Annotated in this window: 16 protein-coding genes; 13 read left to right on the top strand and 3 right to left on the bottom strand. The window is 54.5% G+C overall.

The features are described 5' to 3' along the window. The first annotated feature begins 71 nt into the window (after positions 1-71). From AADB16_RS07845 to AADB16_RS07835, 3 genes are read left to right on the top strand one after another with little or no spacing between them, the layout of a single operon-like run. The gene (locus AADB16_RS07845; RefSeq protein WP_309045439.1) at positions 72-1487 is read left to right on the top strand and encodes an acetyl-CoA carboxylase biotin carboxylase subunit; all 1416 of its coding nucleotides are present in this window, start codon (positions 72-74) and stop codon (positions 1485-1487) included. A 17-nt stretch (positions 1488-1504) separates the two neighbouring features. After that, positions 1505-3313 (top strand): sodium-extruding oxaloacetate decarboxylase subunit alpha, encoded by a 1809-nt coding sequence (gene oadA / locus AADB16_RS07840; RefSeq protein WP_410802484.1) that lies wholly within the window; start codon positions 1505-1507, stop codon positions 3311-3313. An 18-nt stretch (positions 3314-3331) separates the two neighbouring features. After that, positions 3332-3994 (top strand): carbonic anhydrase, encoded by a 663-nt coding sequence (locus tag AADB16_RS07835; RefSeq protein WP_410802482.1) that lies wholly within the window; start codon positions 3332-3334, stop codon positions 3992-3994. 59 nt (positions 3995-4053) lie between these two features. Here the strand turns inward: AADB16_RS07835 and rimO are convergent, their stop codons facing one another. After that, complete coding sequence (gene rimO, locus AADB16_RS07830) at positions 4054-5397, bottom strand: 30S ribosomal protein S12 methylthiotransferase RimO (protein WP_410802480.1); 1344 nt, start codon at positions 5395-5397, stop codon at positions 4054-4056. A 320-nt stretch (positions 5398-5717) separates the two neighbouring features. Between rimO and AADB16_RS07825 the strand changes: the two genes are divergently transcribed. The 4 genes from AADB16_RS07825 (at position 5718) to AADB16_RS07810 (ending at position 10151) form a co-directional block, all read left to right on the top strand. After that, positions 5718-6128, top strand: coding sequence for a PilZ domain-containing protein (locus AADB16_RS07825; RefSeq protein WP_410802478.1), 411 nt, complete (start codon positions 5718-5720; stop codon positions 6126-6128). A 185-nt stretch (positions 6129-6313) separates the two neighbouring features. Next, the gene (gene cysD / locus AADB16_RS07820) at positions 6314-7222 is read left to right on the top strand and encodes a sulfate adenylyltransferase subunit CysD (protein WP_298448284.1); all 909 of its coding nucleotides are present in this window, start codon (positions 6314-6316) and stop codon (positions 7220-7222) included. 1 nt (position 7223) lies between these two features. After that, the gene (cysN, locus tag AADB16_RS07815) at positions 7224-8882 is read left to right on the top strand and encodes a sulfate adenylyltransferase subunit CysN (protein WP_410802476.1); all 1659 of its coding nucleotides are present in this window, start codon (positions 7224-7226) and stop codon (positions 8880-8882) included. A gap of 252 nt (positions 8883-9134) precedes the next feature. Continuing rightward, positions 9135-10151 (top strand): nucleoid-associated protein, encoded by a 1017-nt coding sequence (locus tag AADB16_RS07810; protein WP_410802474.1) that lies wholly within the window; start codon positions 9135-9137, stop codon positions 10149-10151. A gap of 151 nt (positions 10152-10302) precedes the next feature. Here the strand turns inward: AADB16_RS07810 and trmH are convergent, their stop codons facing one another. After that, complete coding sequence (trmH, locus tag AADB16_RS07805; RefSeq protein WP_410802472.1) at positions 10303-11034, bottom strand: tRNA (guanosine(18)-2'-O)-methyltransferase TrmH; 732 nt, start codon at positions 11032-11034, stop codon at positions 10303-10305. A 315-nt stretch (positions 11035-11349) separates the two neighbouring features. Between trmH and miaB the strand changes: the two genes are divergently transcribed. From miaB to lnt, 5 genes are all read left to right on the top strand, one after another. Next, positions 11350-12696: a tRNA (N6-isopentenyl adenosine(37)-C2)-methylthiotransferase MiaB gene (gene miaB, locus AADB16_RS07800; RefSeq protein WP_410802470.1), complete on the top strand. Its 1347-nt coding sequence runs from the start codon at positions 11350-11352 to the stop codon at positions 12694-12696. 441 nt (positions 12697-13137) lie between these two features. Next, entirely contained in the window at positions 13138-14133 is a 996-nt protein-coding gene (locus AADB16_RS07795; protein ID WP_410802469.1) for a PhoH family protein, read from the top strand. Continuing rightward, on the top strand, positions 14130-14603 hold the full coding sequence (ybeY, locus tag AADB16_RS07790; RefSeq protein WP_410802467.1) for an rRNA maturation RNase YbeY: 474 nt from the start codon (positions 14130-14132) through the stop codon (positions 14601-14603). The genes AADB16_RS07795 and ybeY overlap by 4 nt, the downstream gene beginning before the upstream one ends. After that, positions 14600-15448, top strand: a complete 849-nt coding sequence (locus AADB16_RS07785; RefSeq protein ID WP_410802465.1) for an HlyC/CorC family transporter — start codon at positions 14600-14602, stop codon at positions 15446-15448. Before ybeY ends, AADB16_RS07785 begins: the two co-directional genes overlap by 4 nt. Then, positions 15438-16988: an apolipoprotein N-acyltransferase gene (lnt, locus tag AADB16_RS07780; RefSeq protein ID WP_410802463.1), complete on the top strand. Its 1551-nt coding sequence runs from the start codon at positions 15438-15440 to the stop codon at positions 16986-16988. Before AADB16_RS07785 ends, lnt begins: the two co-directional genes overlap by 11 nt. 175 nt (positions 16989-17163) lie before the next feature. On the opposite strand, the gene AADB16_RS07775 is transcribed toward lnt, so the two are convergent. Beyond that, the gene (locus tag AADB16_RS07775) at positions 17164-17712 is read right to left on the bottom strand and encodes a zinc ribbon-containing protein (RefSeq protein WP_309045216.1); all 549 of its coding nucleotides are present in this window, start codon (positions 17710-17712) and stop codon (positions 17164-17166) included. Between the two features lie 286 nt (positions 17713-17998). Between AADB16_RS07775 and leuS the strand changes: the two genes are divergently transcribed. Further along, positions 17999-20584 carry a leucine--tRNA ligase gene (gene leuS / locus AADB16_RS07770; RefSeq protein ID WP_410803617.1) on the top strand — a complete coding sequence of 862 codons (2586 nt, stop codon included), beginning with the start codon at positions 17999-18001 and terminating at the stop codon, positions 20582-20584. Position 20585: the final 1 nt, after the last annotated feature.

The following is a 20585-nucleotide window of genomic DNA, read 5'->3' as shown; positions in this document are numbered from 1 at the left end:
TTTTTACTGATCAGCAATCCTCGTTATTCTTTTCCTACCTTCATTCGGGACGAAGCAATGAGGAACTTCCCATGCTGAAGAAAGTGTTGATCGCCAATCGTGGCGAGATTGCCGTGCGCATTGTGCGGGCTTGTGCAGAGATGGGGATACGTTCGGTGGCAATTTATACCGAACCGGATCGCTACGGGCTGCATGTTAAGCGGGCTGATGAATCCTACTCTCTGGGCGAAGACCCTCTAGCGGGCTATCTAGACCCGGCTCGCATCGTAAACCTGGCAGTCGAAACCGGCTGCGATGCTATTCATCCCGGCTATGGCTTTCTGTCGGAAAACGCCAACTTTGCCCGCCTGTGCGAACAGAAGGGTGTGGCGTTCATTGGCCCGAAATCCAGCGTCATCCACGGCATGGGCGACAAAACCCAGGCTCGCGATAGCATGCGTGCCGCGGGCATACCCATTACTCCGGGCTCTGAAGGCAATCTGGATAGCCTTGATGAGGCACTGGAACTGGCTAACGACATAGGCTACCCGGTAATGCTGAAAGCCACGTCGGGTGGCGGCGGTCGCGGCATTCGTCGGTGCGACACACCGCAAGAGCTGACTACCCAGTACCCACGCGTGATTTCCGAGGCCACGAAGGCCTTTGGCTCGGCAGAAGTATTTATGGAAAAGTGCATCGTGAATCCGCGCCACATTGAGGTGCAGATACTGGCAGACAGCCAGGGCGATGCCATCCATCTGTTTGAACGCGACTGCTCCATTCAGCGTCGCAATCAGAAACTGATCGAGATTGCCCCGAGCCCGCAGCTGACGCCGGAACAGCGCCAGTACATCGGTGATCTGGCGGTGCGTGCAGCAAAAGCCGTGAGCTATGAGAACGCCGGCACGGTGGAGTTCCTGCTCACGGGCAACGAAGTCTACTTCATGGAAATGAATACCCGGGTGCAGGTGGAGCACACCATTACCGAGGCCATTACCGGCGTAGATATTGTGCGGGAACAACTGCGCATCGCCTCTGGCCTGCCCCTGAGCTATCGGCAGGAGGATATTCAGTTTCGGGGCTATGCATTGCAATTTCGTATTAACGCCGAAGATCCAAAGAACGACTTCTTGCCCAGCTTTGGCCGCATCACTCATTACTACGCCCCCGGCGGCCCGGGTGTGCGGGTGGATACAGCCATCTATACCGGTTACGAAATCCCTCCTTACTACGATTCCATGTGTCTGAAGCTGGTTGTGTGGGCACTGACCTGGGAAGAGGTAATCGCACGGGGCAAGCGGGCTCTGGACGACATGCGCCTGCATGGCATCAAAACCACCGCCAATTACTATCAGCAGATTCTGGATCATCCAGACTTCCGCAATGGTCATTTTGACACCAGCTTCGTACCCAGCCATCCGGAACTGCTGAACTATTCGAAGAAACGTGACCCCAGTGCCGTGGCACTGGCGATTGCCGCCACCATTGCAGCCCATGCTGGCTGGTAATCCACAGGAGACTGAACATGAGCAACGCAAAAAAGATTGAAGTTACCGACGTAATTCTTCGTGATGCGCACCAATCCCTGATCGCCACCCGCATGCGCACGGAGGACATGCTGCCGATCTGCGACAAACTGGACAAAGTGGGCTATTGGTCCCTGGAAGTCTGGGGCGGCGCTACGTTTGATGCCTGCGTACGTTTCCTGAAAGAAGACCCATGGGAGCGCCTGCGCCAACTGCGCGAAGCTTTGCCCAACACCCGTTTGCAAATGCTGCTACGCGGCCAGAACCTTTTGGGATACCGCCATTATGCCGATGATGTGGTTGAGGCTTTCGTACAGAAGGCGGCCGACAATGGCATCGATGTGTTCCGGGTATTCGATGCACTAAACGACCTTCGCAATCTGGAAACCGCCATGAAAGCGGTAAAGAAGGCTGGCAAGCACGCTCAGGGTACAATTTGCTACACCACCAGCCCCGTGCATACGCCTGCGTTGTTCGTGAAACAGGCTGAACAGCTCAAAGCCATGGGCGCCGATTCCATTGCCATAAAAGACATGGCGGGGTTGCTGACACCCTACGCCACGTTTGAACTGGTTAAGGCAATCAAGTCTTCTGTAGACCTGCCATTGGTGGTGCATAGCCACTCAACCGCCGGGCTTGCACCCATGTGCCAGCTCAAAGCCATCGAAGCCGGTGCCGACCGGATCGATACGGCCATTTCGGCCTTTGCCAGCGGCACCAGTCACCCGGCTACGGAATCCCAGGTAGCCGCGCTTAAGGGCACGGAGTACGACACCGGGCTGGATCTGGAGCAGCTCAGCGAAATCGCGGACTACTTTCGCGAGGTCCGTAAAAAGTATCATCAATTCGAAAGCGAGTTCACCCGGGAAGACGTTTCAGTGCAGATCAACCAGGTTCCTGGCGGCATGATGTCAAACCTGGCCAATCAGCTGAAGGAACAGAATGCCCTCGACAAGATCAACGACGTATTCGACGAAATCCCAAGGGTTCGACAGGATCTTGGCTACCCACCGCTGGTAACGCCCACATCCCAGATTGTTGGTACTCAAGCGGTTTATAACGTTTTGGCCGGGCAGCGCTACAAAACCATCACCAACGAAGTTAAGCGTTACCTGCAGGGCGGCTATGGCCACCCCCCTGCTGAAGTAAATGCCGACATCCGAAAAAAGGCCATCGGCAATGAGGCGGTCAATGATGGACGTCCGGCCGATATGATCGGCCCTGAGCTGGACAAATTGCGAGAAGACATTGGTAGTCTGGCAAGTTGTGAAGAAGATGTGCTCACATACGCCATGTTCCCCGATCTGGGCCGGGAGTTCTTGCAGCAACGCAAGGACGGCACGCTCAAACCGGAAGAGCTGTTGCCATTAGAGCAACCCGGGCAAAGCCGCTTGGGCACCGGGGTTGCCACTGAATTCCGTATTGATGTGCACGGTGAAACCTACGAAGTGGCAGTAACCGGCGTGGGCACCACAGGGCCTGGTAAGCGCAAACTGTATCTGTCGCTGGATGGCATGCCCGAAGAAGTGGTATTCGAATCCCTGAACGAATATGTGGCAGAGGGTGGCGGCAAAGGTCGCAAGCGCGCAACCGATCCAGGTCATGTCAGCACAGCCATGCCCGGAAATGTTGTAGATGTACTGGTAAAGGAAGGGGATTCGGTCACCGCCGGCCAGGCAGTTCTGATTACCGAGGCCATGAAAATGGAAACCGAAATCCACTCCAGTGTTGATGGCACCGTGCAGGCGGTTCACGTCACCAAGGGCGACCGGGTTACTCCGGGTGAAGTACTAATCGAAATTGCCTGATCGGCAGAAGGAGGCAACATGGATCACATTGTTCGCGGCGTACTGAATTTTCACAAAAACGTTTACCCGGAGCACAAAGACCTGTTTGGTGCACTGGCTACGAGCCAGAACCCGGATGTACTGTTTGTTACCTGCTCGGATTCCCGCATCGACCCGAATATGCTCACGGGCTCTCACCCGGGCGACCTGTTCATTTGTCGAAATGCCGGTAACGTCATCCCACCCCACAGCAATGAAACCGGAAGCATGACGGCTTCTATTGAATACGCCGTTGCGGTTCTGGGTGTACGCCACATTATTGTCTGTGGCCACACAGATTGCGGCGCTATTACCGGTGCTCTGGACATACCGGCACTGAAAGGACTGCCACACGTAAAGGAGTGGCTGGGGCACTGCCGATCAGCCATAGAAATCGTCCGTGAACGGCACGACATTCCGACCGACGCTTGCCTGGACAGCAAGTACCTTAATGAGGCCATAGAGGAAAACGTGCAGCAACAGGTACAGCATCTGCGCACGCACCCAGTGGTCGCCGCGAAGCTGGCCACAGGTAAAATTCAGGTGCACGGCTGGGTATATGACATCAAGTCAGGAGACATCCGCTGCTGCGGTCGAGACAGCCTGGAATTCAAGACTTTCGATCAGTATTACGCGGATTACATAGCCAAAATCAACGAATAGCCGTATGCCATAATCAAAAAGGCCTCGAACATACCGAGGCCTTTTTGGTTTCATTCAACTCACGCCAGAACGGCCCATAGATCATGCTCATCGGCATGCTCAACAAGCACCTTAACTATCTGCCCGGGCTTCAGATCGGTAACATCGTTCAGATACACCATGCCATCAATCTCCGGCGCATCCGCCTTGGAACGACCAATTGCGCCCTCCTCGTCCACCTCATCGATCAGCACATCAATCGTGGTGCCGATCTTCGCCTGCAAGCGGGCCGCTGAAATTTCCGCCTGCTTGGTCATAAAGCGCGCCAGGCGCTCCTCTTTCACGTCTTCAGGTACCGCGCCTTCAATTTCATTGGCCTTGGCACCCTCAACCGCACTGTAGGTAAAGGCACCCACGCGATCCAGCTGCGCTTCATCCAGCCAATCCAGCAGGTACTGGAAATCTTCTTCCGTTTCACCCGGAAAGCCAACGATAAAGGTGGAGCGGATGGTCAGCTCCGGGCAGATTTCCCGCCATTTACGGATACGGTCCAGGGTTTTGCTGTCGTGAGCGGGGCGTTTCATAGCCTTCAGCACTTTCGGGCTGGCGTGCTGGAACGGAATGTCCAGATACGGCAGGATCTTGCCTTCGGCCATCAGCGGAATGATGTCATCTACGTGCGGGTAAGGGTAAACATAATGCAGGCGCACCCACACACCCAACTCGCCCAAAGCCTCACACAAGGACTGCATTTTGGTTTTCAGCGGACGCCCCTGCCAGAAGCCGGTTCGGTACTTGGTGTCTACACCGTAGGCCGACGTATCCTGGGAGATCACCAGTAATTCTTTAACGCCTGCGTCAACCAAACGCTGAGCTTCGTCCATCACATCGCCAATGGGCCGGCTCACCAGGTCGCCACGCATGGACGGAATAATGCAGAAGGTGCAGCGATGGTTACAGCCTTCGGAAATCTTGAGGTATGCGTAATGCCGTGGCGTAAGCTTTATGCCCTGAGGCGGAACCAGATCGGTAAACGGATCATGCTCGCGAGCCGGCGGAACAAACTGATGCACTGCGCCCACCACTTCCTCATAAGCGTGCGGGCCCGAAACCGCCAGCACACCCGGGTGGGTTTCACGGATTTTTTCCGCTTCAACGCCCATGCAACCGGTGACAATCACTTTGCCGTTTTCCTTGATGGCTTCACCTATGGCATCCAGAGATTCCTGTTTGGCCGCATCAATAAAACCGCAGGTGTTCACTACAACAATGTCCGCATCGTTGTATGTAGGCACCACGTCGTAGCCATCCAACCGAAGCTGGGTGAGTATGCGCTCGGAATCCACCAGAGCTTTGGGGCAACCCAAACTGATGAAGCCCACCTTGCCGTTGCCGGCAACTTTATTCTCGGTTATTTCTGTCATATAACGTTTCAGGATTCCTGGCGCTCAGCGGGCGCACAGGAATGAGCGCCGGGAGCATGCGAATGAATAAATAGAATCGGGGATTTTACACCACTAAGGGGGCGTTCTGCAGCAAAAGCGGAGCCATCTGAAATGCAAAAGAATTCTGATCTCAATCAAATATGTGAACCCTTGTTCAGAAATATACTGAAAATCTGCCACAATGTACGACACTCAAGTTGCTGATCAGAAAATAAACAACTACACTTTTTGCAAGTTACACGTTGTTCTGAAACATTATTTGAACCCGAGCATGCCTAACAGTGTCAATACGAGCGCCCATGAAAGCCGTCACAGTTAAACCAAACCTGCGCAACCAACAACGTGTGGATGTTGTAAGTGACATCGTTATCGAAAAGCCCGATGGTTGTCAGATCAACTGCAAAATCTCCAACATGTCCCGCACAGGCGTTATGATTTTCTGTAATCAGGAAGCCGCAGGACAGCTCATACCACGTCTAAGAGCCCCCACCCCAGGAAACTGGATTGACGTTAAAGCCCGATTTTCTGTGCCTGCTGTTGCAACTCAACCCGTATCCATATTAGCCAAAGGACACATTGTCCACCTGCGCAGGATGGCCCGGGACGAATTTCAGCTGGGCATTCAGTTTGCCGATTTCGAAGGAAACGGGTTTGACTATATCGACCGGTATGTACGAAAACTTCTGGCCGACACACTTAAACCAGTCTGACCCGTACAACGTTCCCGCTATATCCTTGATCGAGCCCACACGACTGGTCACCGGCGGGTTCATTGAAGCGCTATATTCCTATAACTTAAAACTCTAACCGCGACCCTTCTTATAGCCATATCGCCTCTGATATAGTTGCTGCTCTATTTGCAAGCCTTCAAGGCCCGCTGCGGCAACGGATACTCATGACCACATACAACCTTACGCATCTGAAACAACTGGAAGCGGAAAGCATCCACATCATTCGCGAAGTGGCAGCCGAGTTTGACAACCCGGTGATGCTCTACTCTATCGGTAAAGACTCTGCGGTAATGCTACACCTCGCCCGTAAAGCCTTTTACCCGGGTAAAATGCCCTTCCCCTTGATGCATGTAGATACCACCTGGAAATTTCGGGACATGATCGATTTCCGGGAGCGCAAGGTAAAGGAGTATGGGCTAGACCTGATTGTTCACACGAATCAGGACGGCGTAGACCAAGGTATCGGGCCGTTTACCCATGGCAGTGCCAAACATACCGACGTGATGAAAACCCAAGCCCTCAAGCAGGCGCTAGACAAGCATGGTTTCGATGCGGCTTTCGGCGGCGCCCGCCGGGATGAAGAAAAATCCCGGGCCAAGGAACGGGTCTACTCATTCCGTGACGAATACCACCGGTGGGATCCCAAAAACCAACGCCCGGAACTGTGGAATACATATAACGGTAAGGTGAACAAAGGCGAAAGCATCCGCGTGTTCCCACTGTCCAACTGGACTGAACTGGATATCTGGCAGTATATCTATCTGGAAAACATTGAAATTGTCCCCCTCTACTACTCAGCCGTGCGCCCGGTTGTAGAACGCGATGGTTCGCTGATCATGGTGGACGACGACCGCATGCCGCTAAAGGAAGGGGAAAAGCCGATGATGAAATCCATCCGCTTCCGCACCCTTGGCTGCTACCCGCTGACCGGCGCCATTGAATCCGAGGCAGATACGTTGCCGGAAATCATTCAGGAAATGCTGCTGGCCACCAGCTCGGAACGACAGGGCCGCGTGATTGATCACGACTCGGCTGGCTCCATGGAACAGAAAAAACGCGAAGGGTACTTCTGATATGTCACATCAATCTGATCTTATTGCTGACGATATCCAGGCTTACCTGAAGCAGCACGAGAACAAGGAACTGCTGCGCCTACTCACTTGCGGCAGTGTAGACGACGGCAAGAGCACCCTGATCGGCCGTCTGCTGCACGACACCAAGATGATCTATGAAGATCACATGGCCAGCCTTAAAACCGACAGTGCCAAAATGGGCACCACCGGCGAAAAGCTGGACCTTGCTCTGCTGGTGGATGGCTTGCAGGCAGAACGTGAGCAAGGCATAACCATTGATGTTGCCTATCGCTATTTCTCTACCGATAAGCGCAAGTTCATCATTGCAGACACCCCAGGGCATGAGCAGTACACCCGCAACATGGCTACCGGAGCCTCAACTGCGCAGGTCGCCATTCTGATGATCGACGCCCGCCGTGGTGTACTGACCCAGACCCGCAGGCACTCCTATATAGCGTCCCTACTTGGCATCCGTCACATCGTCGTGGCCGTGAATAAAATGGATCTGGTGGATTTCAGCGAAGACCGCTTCAACGAAATCAGAGAGGAATACCTGGCGTTCGCCGCGAAACTCGGGCTGAAAGACATCCGTTTTGTGCCTATCTCTGCGCTGGAAGGCGATAACGTCGTCAACCGCAGCGAGAACACGCCCTGGTTTAACGGCCAGGCACTGATGGATATTCTGGAAACGGTAGAAGTAAGCCGCGACAAGAACCTGGAGCACTTCCGGTTCCCCGTGCAATACGTCACCCGCCCCAACCTCAACTTCCGTGGCTTCTGCGGCACCATCGCCTCCGGCGTGATCCGTCCCGGCGACAAGGTTATGGCCCTGCCCTCGCGGCGTACCAGCACCATCAAGGAAGTCGTGACCTTCGATGGCAACCTTGAAGAGGCCTACATTGATCAGGCGGTCACGTTGACGCTGGAAGATGAGATAGATATCAGCCGCGGCGACATGCTGGTGATGCCGGAAGACGAGCCGGAAGTTGGCAACCGGTTTAAGGCCAACATTGTGTGGATGGCAGATGCGCCTTTGCATACTGGTCGCCTGTACGACATCAAACTGGGGCCCACGTTCACGTCAGGCACGGTTCGGAAAATCCATTACCAGACTGATGTGAACACGCTGAAACAGCACGCTAACCCTGCCCTGTTGCAGGTGAACGAAATTGGATTATGCGATCTAACACTGAGCCAGCCAATCGCCTTTGACGCGTACCAGCGTAACCATGCCACGGGCAGTTTTATTGTGATCGACAGGCTCACCAACGTAACCGTGGGTGCCGGCATGATTGATGGCCTGGCAGATACAGCAGGCACACTGGAGCCCGTGAGTCCGGAAGAGCGCGAACGCAGGCTGGCGCAGAAGCCGATGATTATCGGTTGCTCCGGCAAGCAGGCACATGCCCTTGCCTTGGCTGTTGAGCGGGCATTGTTCGATCAGGGCAAAACATCGGTGATACTGAGTGAGGATAATGCCGGTGATGCCGATGACCGCCGCCGCACAGCACAGCTACTAGCTGCCTATGGGCTGGTAGCGATTGCTGTGAATCTTGGCACTGATATCGCCAATGTTTCGATAACGGCTGACAGCACAGAGGAAGTTTCAGGTGTCGCTGCAACACAGGTGCAGGAGCTGGTTCGCGGGAAGCGGGTTTAATCGGAACCTTATTGGCAGGACTGGCTAGGTGGGTGTTTGCCGCGGGGCGGGGTGTCTTTTCTTCTGGAAAAACAACTCGCTTCGCTCAGACATCTTTTTCCTGCCAGAAAAGACACCCCGCCCCACGGCTATCACAGTTTGTTGCCAGTCTCCTTTTTTAGTCGTGAATGTATTTGTTGTCCGTGGCAGAATCTTTGGCCCTGAAGGTTTCCTTCGGGGCTTTTTTGTTTCTTTATTCGGGATTATCTGTTTATGGCTATTAAGCATCTGCGCACCGCGTTTTCCAGTCAGTATCAGCCGGGGCAGCCTGCCCGCCTGCAAAGTGGTGAGGCGCTGCAGGAGCCGGGTGGCGATTACGAGGGCCTGCACAAGCAGATGAAGCGGTTGTTTAACAGCAAGCCGGGTAAGAAATACGGGCGGTTTTCGGAAGACATTGGCGAGAGCCCGTTCAGCAGCTGGCTGAAGGATTATCTGGAGGACAAGCAGAGCTTTGCTTCGTTCACAGACCGGGTATTTGGCCAGTGGCAGGAGTTGCTTACGAGCTGTCAGGAAGAGTTTGTTGGGCAGATCATGGTTGTCCACGAAGCGCTCGCAGATTCAGATGTGGTTTATGTGATGATTCTGGAGAGTGATGGCGCTCTGCGTTTCGACGGCAATCAGGCTCTGGATACAACGGATGTGCTGAGCACGTCGCGCCTGAACCTTGCCATGCGGGTTGAGCTGGACGACTGGCTTGGTGAAAACGCCGCAGAGAATTACCTTACGCTGGTGCATGCCCGTGGCACTGGCGAGCCGGGGGAGCTGTTTATCCGGCTGTGTGGTTTCACCAATCAGATCGATGTTGAAAAGGAAACTCTGACGTTTCTGGATGCGGTGGAGGCGTTTGCAAAGTCTTCAGAGCCTGAGAAGGCTGGCGAAGTTCGCACGCGGGCTTATGAGTTCTGCAAAGAGCAGCATGCTTTGGGTGAGCCGGTGGCTATTGAAGCGTTGTCTGGCTATCTGGATGAGGATGAGCCCGGGCGTTTCAAGGAGTTTGCCAGTAAGTCTGCGGAGATGCCCGAGAGCGGCGTGCTGCACCCGGATCACCGGAAGGTGAAGAAGCTGGTGCGGATTGCGGGCTCTGGTGGTGGTATGAGTGTTTCGTTTTCTTCGGATTTGGTGAATCAGGCGATTTACTATGATCGCGACAAGGATGCGCTGACGATTACTCGCCTGCCTAAGGCTTTGCGGGAGCAGTTGGAGCGATATTTGGAGCATCGCGAAGACTAGGGTTGGCTTCGCTTGCCTGCTGCTTTGGGGGCTGGCTCCGCGGCGCGGTAAGGCTTTTCTTCTGGAAAAATAACTCGCTGCGCTCGGACATCTTTTTCCGGCAGAAAAGCCTTACCGCACCACGGGCCGATCTGGGTAAAAGGTGTTTTCGTTAGCTGACCTCAGCCGGGCTATCTTCATTCCAGCGGGGGCGGTTGGCTCTGAGCACCCTTACTTCCTGCATCCATCCTACTCCGTCGATTAGTTCACCGGTTTCGTGATCAATGGGCGGGTATGGCAGGTTTCGGTCGTCGCAGTAGCGCTTGACGACAGGCTGGCACCAACTGAAGAGTAGGCGGTTGTAGTCTTCATCCGGTATGCGCCGATTATCGAACAAGCCGGCCTCTTTGCGCTGCCTTTGGGCTTCGGAGAGGATGATCGCGCAGGCGGCGGATACGTTGAGGGACTCGACCATGCCCATCATGGGGATAACAATGTGTTCATCAGCTTGTTCCGCTGCTGCTGTGCTTACGCCATCGACTTCGTTACCCATAATAACGGTGCATGGCACGGTGAAATCTGCGGAGCGATAATCGATCGCTCTGTCTGACAGCTGTGCCGCATAAAGCTTATGGCCCTGCCCTTTCAGATGCGCTATGGCGTCGTCCATAGTGCGGTGGGTATGAGGCGTTACCCACTTGAAGCTACCGCCGGCGGTTTTCCGAAATGCCCGGAAGCCTTCTTTTGGCCAGACCACGTGCATATTGGCTAACCCGAAGGCGTCGCAGGTTCTCAGTATGGCGGAGAGGTTTCTTGGTTTGTGAACCTGGTCGGTCAGGACTGTCAGGTCCGGCTGTCGGGTGTTCAAAACCTGTTTGATGCGGGCAAGGCGTTCGGGGGTCATGGGCTTTTGGAGTTATCTCGAAAGTTCGGGAAGCAGTTGGCGAGGTTCTTCCCAAAACTGTTGAGGGCCATGGACGGCCCGAAACAAGCGCACATGGATGTGCTGGTAGCGTGTTTTGGGAAGAACCTCGCCAACTGCTTCATGCTCGGATTGTCAGAAAACCCGCATAATACCACAGCAAAACTGGCAGATTACCGAGACAACGCTGGTTGCAGATTGATCACCCCGTTATAATGCCCAGTTCTCCTTTTCAGAGCGCGCAATCCGGACAATTTCTGCTCCGGGCGCCAAATACATCCAGTTGTGTTGAGACCCATGGCCAAAAAGCTGTACATCAAAACCCACGGTTGCCAGATGAACGAATACGATTCATCCCGCATGGCCGACCTTCTTAAAACCGGCGAAGCGGTTGAAATGACCGAATCACCAGATGACGCCGACATCCTGCTGCTGAACACCTGCTCCATCCGTGAAAAAGCACAGGAAAAAGTGTTCCACCAATTGGGTCGCTGGAAAAAGCTCAAATCAAAGAACCCGGAACTGATTATTGGCGTTGGCGGCTGTGTCGCCAGCCAGGAAGGCCAGGCGATTCTGGATCGTGCACCCTACGTCGACATGGTTTTCGGACCGCAAACCCTGCACCGCTTGCCGGATATGATTACCGAAGTACGCATGAAAGGTAACGGCGTGGGCGTAGTGGACGTGAGCTTTCCGGAAATCGAAAAGTTCGACAACCTGCCCGACCCCGGAGCGGATGGCCCTTCTGCGTTCGTTTCCATAATGGAAGGCTGCAGCAAATACTGCACCTTCTGCGTGGTGCCTTACACCCGTGGCGAAGAAGTCAGCCGCCCGGCAGACGACGTGATCGCCGAAGTGGCTCACCTGGCCGGCCAAGGCGTGCGGGAAGTGAACCTGCTGGGCCAGAACGTGAACGCCTACCGTGGCGAAACCCACGATGGCGACGTGATGGACTTGGCTGAGTTAATCACACTGATTGCCACGATCGACGGCATTGATCGCATCCGCTACACCACCTCGCACCCGGTTGAGTTTACCGATGCGATGATTGAAGTGTACGAACAGGTTCCCGAACTGGTCAGCCACCTGCACCTGCCGGTTCAAAGCGGCTCGGATCGTATTCTGGCAGCCATGAAGCGCGGCCACACGGCCCTGGAGTACAAGTCCAAGCTTCGTCGCCTGCGCAAGATTCGTCCGGATATCAGTTTTTCTTCAGATTTCATCATTGGCTTCCCGGGTGAAACCGAGAAAGACTTTGAAGACACCATGAAGCTGATCAACGATATCGGTTTCGATATGTCCTTCAGCTTCGTTTACAGCGCTCGCCCTGGCACGCCAGCATCGGACTTGCCGGATGACACGCCAATGGAAGTGAAGAAGCAGCGCCTGAAGATTCTGCAGGATCGCATCAACCAAACGGTGATGGATATCAGTCGCAAGATGGTGGGCTCGACTCAGCGCATTTTGGTTACCGGCCTATCGAAAAAAGACCCGGGGGAGTATTCCGGGCGCACGGAGAACAACCGGATTGTGAACTTCCGGCATGAGAATCCGGGGATTGTCGGGCACTTTATCGATGTTGAGATTGTTGAGGCTTACGCCAACTCTCTTCGTGGTTTACCTGTGGATTCGGTGCTTTATTGAGCTTCGGCTCCCATGTGATTGAGGGCTGGAGTATGAGAGTGGTGGGGGCTTCCTCCCAAAAACCGCTACGAGCACATCCATGTGCGCTTGTTTCCGGCCGTCCTTGGCCTCCAACATTTTTGGGAGGAAGCCCCCATCACTCTCGATAAAGTTCAGTGCGGCATGCCAACAACTCTCCAATGCGCCTTAATTAGTCTCAGAAGTAGACCATCAAATTGCTACCGATTACTTGTTTTTATATTTTCGGGCAGCACATAGTTTGAATAGGGACGGAGCGGGAACCCCTTCCCAAAAACGTGGAGGGCCAAGGATGGCCCGACCGAGCCCTACATGGACGTATTCACGGGCGCTTTTTGGGAAGGGGTTCCTGCTCCGCCCCGAAAGCACCAAAGCCAGCCATACGTACTCCCGTAAAGTAAACGAGAGTAAAACGGAGAAAATTTGAACACCAACGATTCCAGACAATTCGATCTACACCCGGCAGACCAGCGCAGGCTCACCACTCTGTGCGGACAGTTTGATGAAAACCTGAAACACATCGAACGGCGCCTGCAAGTATCCGTCACCCGCCGAGGCCATCACTTCCGGGTTGAAGGTGCTACTGAAAACGTCGCCGCTGCTGTGGAAGTGATCAGACACCTCTACCGGGAAACCGAGGCGACCGACGATATTTCTCCGGATACCGTGCACCTGTACATCCGGGAAACCGGGCTTGAGAGACTGCCAGAAGAGATTCCTTTCGACGGCTCAGTCACCCTCATCAAAACCCCGAAGCTCACAGCCAAACCTCGCGGTGGGAATCAGCAGAAGTATGTGCACAGCATTCGCTCCCACGACATTAACTTTGGTATTGGGCCCGCCGGTACAGGTAAAACCTGGCTTGCCGTAGCCTGCGCAGTAGAAGCCCTGAAAGACGAGCAAGTGAAGCGGATTCTTCTGGTTCGTCCGGCGGTTGAAGCGGGCGAGAAGCTCGGCTTTCTGCCCGGTGATCTCGCGCAAAAGGTGGACCCGTACCTACGCCCGCTGTACGACGCACTCTATGAAATGCTCGGGTTTGAGAATGTCACACGGCTGATAGAGAAAAGCGTGATCGAGATTGCACCACTGGCCTTCATGCGTGGCCGCACCCTGAACAACTCGTTTATCATTCTCGATGAAAGCCAGAACACCACTCGCGAGCAGATGAAAATGTTCCTGACGCGAATTGGATTTGGTTCCACAGCCGTGATTACTGGCGATACCACACAAGTGGATTTGCCCCGCGGCCAGAACTCAGGGCTGATTCATGCCGCAGGCGTTTTGAGAAACGTTACCGGCATCAGCTTTACGCGCTTTGAAGCCAAAGATGTTGTCCGCCACCCACTGGTTCAGCGGATCGTGGAAGCTTACGATTCTCTTGATGAAGGCAACAGCAAAGGGAGCGGCCGTACACAGTGAACGAGCTGACGGTTGATTTCCAAAACGTGTTCGATGGGCACGGTGTACCTCCGGAATCCCGGTTTCAGGCATGGGCTCAGGCCGCCTGGCTGGGGGAGGAGCCATCCGAGGTCACGATTCGTATTGTCGATACCGAGGAAAGCCAGACACTGAACCACCAGTATCGGGGAAAGGACAAACCCACGAATGTGTTGTCCTTTCCATTTGAAGCGCCAGCCGGTATAACGGTGCCATTAGCAGGAGATCTCGTTATTTGCGCCCCGGTCGTTGAAAATGAGGCCCTGGAGCAACACAAAGAACCGTCTACCCACTGGGCTCACATGGTGGTACACGGCATGTTGCACCTTCAAGGCTATGACCATATTGACGACGAAGACGCAGAGGCCATGGAGGCCCTGGAAATTCGATTGCTGGCGCAGTTTGGGTTCGGCAATCCCTACGAAGCAGAGGAAACGGTAAAAGACTCATGAGCGACGACCAATCGAGTCACAGTCAAGGCTCAAACAAGTCTTGGCTGGAGCGTATATCACATGCTTTCTCCAGCGAGCCAGAATCTATCGAAGACGTGCTGGAAATCTTAAGAAGTGCCGAATCTGAGGGCATAATCGACGTAGATGCCATGAGCATCATCGAAGGCGCCATGCAAGTGGTAGACATGCGGGTGGATGAGATCATGATCCCACGCTCCCAGATGGTCACCGTTCGCGCATCTCAGGATCCGAAAGAATATCTGGGTGAAATCATCCGATCTGCACACAGCCGCTTTCCTGTGATTGGCGACAGCCAGGATGATGTCATTGGTGTTCTTCTCGCCAAAGATCTGCTGCCGCTGGCCCTTGATGATGATATGGACTGGTCTCATGTTCGCGAGCTCCTTCGCCCGCCTACGTTTGTCCCGGAAAGTAAGCGCCTGAACCAGCTGCTTAAACAGTTCAAGGAAAACCGTAATCACATGGCTATCGTCGTGGATGAATACGGTGGCACAGCAGGCCTGGTAACCATTGAAGACGTACTCGAGCAGATCGTCGGGGAAATTGAAGACGAACACGATTTCGACGAAGAGACCCATATCAAAGCCAGAGGGGATGGCTCCCATGCCGTGAAGGCAGTAACGCCAGTCGACGATTTCAATGAATTTTTTAGCACAGGTTTCGATGAAGAAGAGTTCGATACCATTGGCGGCGTCGTTCTAAAGGAATTCGGTCACCTGCCCAGACGAGGCGAAACGGTTGAATTTGGCGGCTTGCGCTTTACCATAGCCAACGCCGATAACCGTGTCATCCGTCTGTTACAGGTAACCCGTAGTGAGCCATGAGCATTTAACACCCTCTACTGCCCCAGCACTGTCATTGCTTTCCAACCGCTGGTTTAGCGCGGCAACCCTTTTGGTTGCCGGCGCGTTGCAAACGCTGACCTTCTCGCCTTTCCACTTCTGGTGGCTCGGGCCAATTTCCGCATTTCTGATTTTGCTGGCCTGCATTCCACTGCCGGCCAAACAGCTTTTCTTTGCGGGGTTACTGGTGGGCTTGGGCCTGTTTGGCTCGGGTGCCACTTGGGTTTACATCAGCATCAGCGAATTCGGCAACACCTCCATACCGGTTTCAGTTTTGCTCACTGCTGCCTTTGTGGCGGTGCTGGCTCTTTTTCCAGGTATCGCATTCTGGTTTTGGGGCAAGCTGGCGAAGGTCAGTGCCATACGGCGCCTCATTCTGTTCCCCGCTATCTGGATTCTTGGGGACTGGCTTCGCGGATGGCTGCTAACTGGCTTCCCATGGCTCTATCTTGGTACTGCCCATACTGATGGCCCGCTGGCAGGGCTGGCGCCGGTAATTGGCGTTCACGGCCTTACCTTTTTGATCACTGCCAGCGGCGCCGCTATTTTTGCTGCAGGCTGGCTATTAACCAGGCAGCGCCATACCAGCGCCGGCATTGTTGCTGTTGTAACGCTGATCCCGTGGCTGACAGCCCCGTCACTGAACCGGGTTGACTGGACAGACATCAGCACAGAACCAACATCTGTGGCAGCCATGCAGGGCAACGTCCCGCAGTTGATCAAGTGGGACCCGGAATTTTTGAAAGACCAGATTGTGGCTTACCTAGGTATGACTGAGCCCTACTGGGATACCGATCTGATTCTTTGGCCGGAAACGGCAATCCCCATTCCTCAGGATCAAGCAGGGAAGATTATTGATCATATTGAGGACAACCTCGGTGACAATAGCACGCTGATAACAGGTATTCCCTGGTATGGTTTCAGCGAGCGCGCGGACGGCTTCACTTACCACAACAGCATTATGGCCATGGGCAATGGCGAGGGCATTTATCACAAGCAGAAGCTTGTGCCCTTTGGGGAGTATGTTCCCCTTGAGGGTGTTCTTCGGGGGCTGATCGGCTTTTTTGATTTGCCCATGTCGAGCTTTACCCGTGGCCCGAAGAACCAGTCCCCTCTGAACGCCAATGGCACAAAGGTGATGCCATTTATTTGTTATGAAGTAGCCTACCCGGACTTTCTTGCTCGCAATGCGGTGAATTCGGATTTGTTGCTGACGATCAGTAACGATGGTTGGTTCGGGGATTCTGTGGGGCCGTTGCAGCATTTGCAGATTGCGCGCATGCGGGCTTTGGAAACCGGACGTTATATGATTCGCGGGACCAACAATGGGGTGACGGCGATTATTGATCACAAGGGGCAGATTACGGCGCGCATTCCGCAGTTTGAGCGGGCGGTTCTGACTGGTGAGGTGTTCAAGGCCAGTGGTAGCACGCCGTACATGGTTGCGGCTTCCTGGCCGGTTCTGACGCTGGCGTTGATTTTAATTGTGTTTGTGCGGGAGAGGGTTATTCCTAAGAACTGACTGCACTTTGGCGAAAGCGGTCGTGGCAGGGACGGTGTTCAAAACACGCTGTAAATACCTCGCTGTACGCTCGGCTCCGCCATCCATGGCTCCGCACGGTTTTGAACACCGTCCCTGCCACGACCACCCGAACTCTGGAGGAGTCTTCCCCAACAGCTCACCCAAGAGCCTCGAATCAGCTCTCTTTTCTCGGCCAGTGACTGGTAACCCGCTTGTAGTATTGCGAACCACAGGCTTCACAGGGTTCCAGATGGCTGGTCGATGTGAGGCACAGCATGTGCTCACAATTCAAGCACTGGAACATGCCTGCAGTTGCTACTTCACCCGCAATGTATTGCCCCGCTTCACGGCTTTCGAGTTTCTGTCGCAGTGCCAAGGTATCTACCAATGTTTGGTCGGCAACCGACAACAAGCGCTCGGTCAATTGCTGTTCCAGCAATGACATATCGAGCTGCAACCATTCCGCAAGCCCCTCGCCTGTTTCATCTACAAAGCTCAGGAGATGCTCCAGATCTCTCTGAAGGTAGGTGCCAAGGAGGCTTATCTCGTCCTTGGTCATTTCCTCCAGTTCTTGCTCAACCTCAATTGCCTTCTCCACCTCCTCTTCCAGGGTATCCAGTGAGGTTTCCTGTATTGCCTTTAAACGGGTCTGCACCCGCTCGAGCATGCGGTCGTATACCTCGAGAGCTTTTCCTGAGAGGTGGTTTCTTTCCGGCGCTGTCATCACGTTTTCCTTTTATGGATGCCATAAGCTCATTGTGGGCCATCGCCTGCAGCCCGACAAGCATGTGGCCGGAACAGCTCCCGGGATCGTGCGGAGCCATGGATGGCGGAGCCGAGCCTACATGGACGTACTTGCGGCGTATCCTGGGAGCTGTTCCGGCCACATGCGACAGCTCCAAGGCTCTAGGCCATACCATGACGGACTACCTGTTACGCCTTGTGTGCGTTAGAATGTCCGGCCGCTCCGCACATCATTTTGATACAGGGTAACTTTGGTAATGGCAGGTATGGACGAGCACTACAATCCCCGTGACGTTGAACACAATGCGCGCACCTTCTGGGACGAGAACAAAACCTTTGAAGTCAGGGAAGATCCGGACAAACCCAAATACTACTGCCTGTCCATGTTCCCCTACCCCAGCGGCAAGCTGCACATGGGGCACGTACGCAACTACACCATCGGCGACGTAATTTCCCGCTACCAGCGCATGCAAGGCAAGAACGTTATGCAGCCCATGGGCTGGGACGCGTTTGGCCTCCCTGCAGAGAACGCAGCCATTGCCAACAAGACGGCACCGGCCAAGTGGACTTACGCCAACATCGAATACATGAAGAACCAGCTCAAACAGCTGGGCTTTGGCTACGACTGGAGCCGCGAACTGGCGACCTGCAAGCCGGATTACTATCGTTGGGAACAGTGGTTCTTCGCTCGCCTTTACGAAAAAGGCCTGGTGTACAAGAAAATGTCCACCGTGAATTGGGACCCGGTGGATCAGACCGTTCTCGCCAACGAGCAGGTGGTTGATGGTCGCGGTTGGCGCTCCGGTGCGCTGGTGGAAAAGAAAGCCATACCCCAGTGGTTTATCCGCATTACCGATTATGCCGAAGAACTGCTGAACGACATGGACGATATGGATGGCTGGCCCGAACAGGTCAAGACCATGCAGCGAAACTGGATCGGCAAGTCTGTTGGCACTGAGCTTACCTTCCCGCTAAAAGACGGCGACGAAGGTTTGACGGTATACACCACCCGCCCGGACACCCTGATGGGGGTCACCTACATGGCGATCGCCGCTGAGCACCCGCTCGCAAAAGCAGCTGCTGAGCGTCATCCGGACGTTGCACGTTTTGTGGATGAGTGTCGCAACAGCAAGACTGCAGAAGCCGATATGGCGACCATGGAGAAAAAGGGTATAGACACAGGTTTCAAGGTCGTGCACCCCCTGACCCAGGAAGATATTCCAGTGTGGGTGGCCAACTTTGTGCTCACTGATTATGGTACCGGCGCCCTGATGGCCGTACCTGGCCACGACGAGCGTGACCATGAGTTTGCACTGAAGTATCGCCTGCCAATCAAGCAGGTTATTTCCGCAAGTGACAAACCTGACATTGATGTACAGGAACAGGCATTCACGGAAAAAGGCGTGCTCGTGTCCTCGGGTAAATACAGCGGGTTGACCAGTGATGAGGCCTTCGAGGCCATTGCGGATCATCTCGAACAGACGGGGATCGGCAAGCGTACCATCAACTACCGTCTACGCGACTGGGGCGTATCGCGCCAGCGCTACTGGGGGGCGCCCATTCCTATGGTTACACTGGCGGACGGCACCCAGCACCCGGTTCCGGACGACCAGTTGCCTGTCCGGCTACCCGAAGACGTCGAAATGACCGGCGTACAATCTCCGATCAAAGCAGATCCCGAATGGGCCAAAACCAGTTTTGAAGGCCAGCCGGCCACCCGCGAAACCGACACTTTTGACACCTTCATGGAGTCGTCCTGGTATTACGCCCGCTTCTGCAGCCCGAATTACGATAAAGGCATGCTGGACCCGGCTGCGGCAAACTACTGGCTGCCGGTCGATCAATATATCGGCGGTATAGAACACGCCATCCTTCACCTGCTGTACGCGCGTTTCTTCCACAAGCTCCTGCGGGATGTTGGCCTGGTAAACAGTTCAGAGCCTTTCAAGCGGTTGCTGACCCAAGGTATGGTGTTGGCAGACACTTACTATCGTGAAGACGATAAGGGCGGCAAGATCTGGATTGCCCCGGCAGACGTCGTTGTAGAACGGGATGACAAAGGCCACGCCATTGGCGCGGTACACAAGGAAGATGGACAACCTGTTATCGCCGGTGGCGTAACCAAGATGTCCAAATCGAAGAACAACGGCATCGACCCACAATCCATTATTGATGCCCATGGCGCTGACACAGTCCGCCTTTTCATGATGTTTGCAGCTCCGCCTGAACAGTCTCTTGAGTGGTCAGACAGCGCTGTAGATGGCGCTCACCGTTTCCTCAAGCGCCTATGGCGTCTGGTGAACGAACAAGTTGCAGGTGGGGCCGCGCCTGCAATGGACCTGAGCGCCCTGAATGACGCCCAGAAAGACTTGCGCCGCAAAACCCATGAAACCATTGCCAAGGTGAGCGACGATATCAGCCGTCGCCTGACGTTCAACACCGCTATCGCGGCAGTGATGGAACTGCTTAACGATGTTAGCCGTCTCAACAATGACGAGCCACAAACCCGCGCTGTTCGTCAGGAAGCCCTGGAAGCAGCCGTGGTGATGCTGGCGCCAATCGTGCCTCATGTCTGCCACACCCTTTGGTACGCGTTGGGCCACAGCAATCCGGTTGTTGATACGCCCTGGCCGGTCGCCGATGAATCGGCCATGGTTCGCAGCCAGATTCAGGTGGTACTGCAGGTTAACGGAAAAGTGCGCGCCAAAATCGACGTGCCCGCAGACATCAACTCGGCCGACCTGGAAACCGAGGCACTAAACAACGAAAATGTTATCCGTTTTATCGAAGGCGCGACAGTTCGCAAGGTTATTGTTGTGCCAGGCAAGCTAGTCAACGTGGTCGCTAATTGAC

The sequence above is a fragment of the Marinobacter sp. KMM 10035 genome (assembly GCF_046537445.1).
Classification (GTDB): domain Bacteria; phylum Pseudomonadota; class Gammaproteobacteria; order Pseudomonadales; family Oleiphilaceae; genus Marinobacter; species Marinobacter sediminicola.
This window is presented reverse-complemented; position numbering and strand designations above follow the sequence as displayed.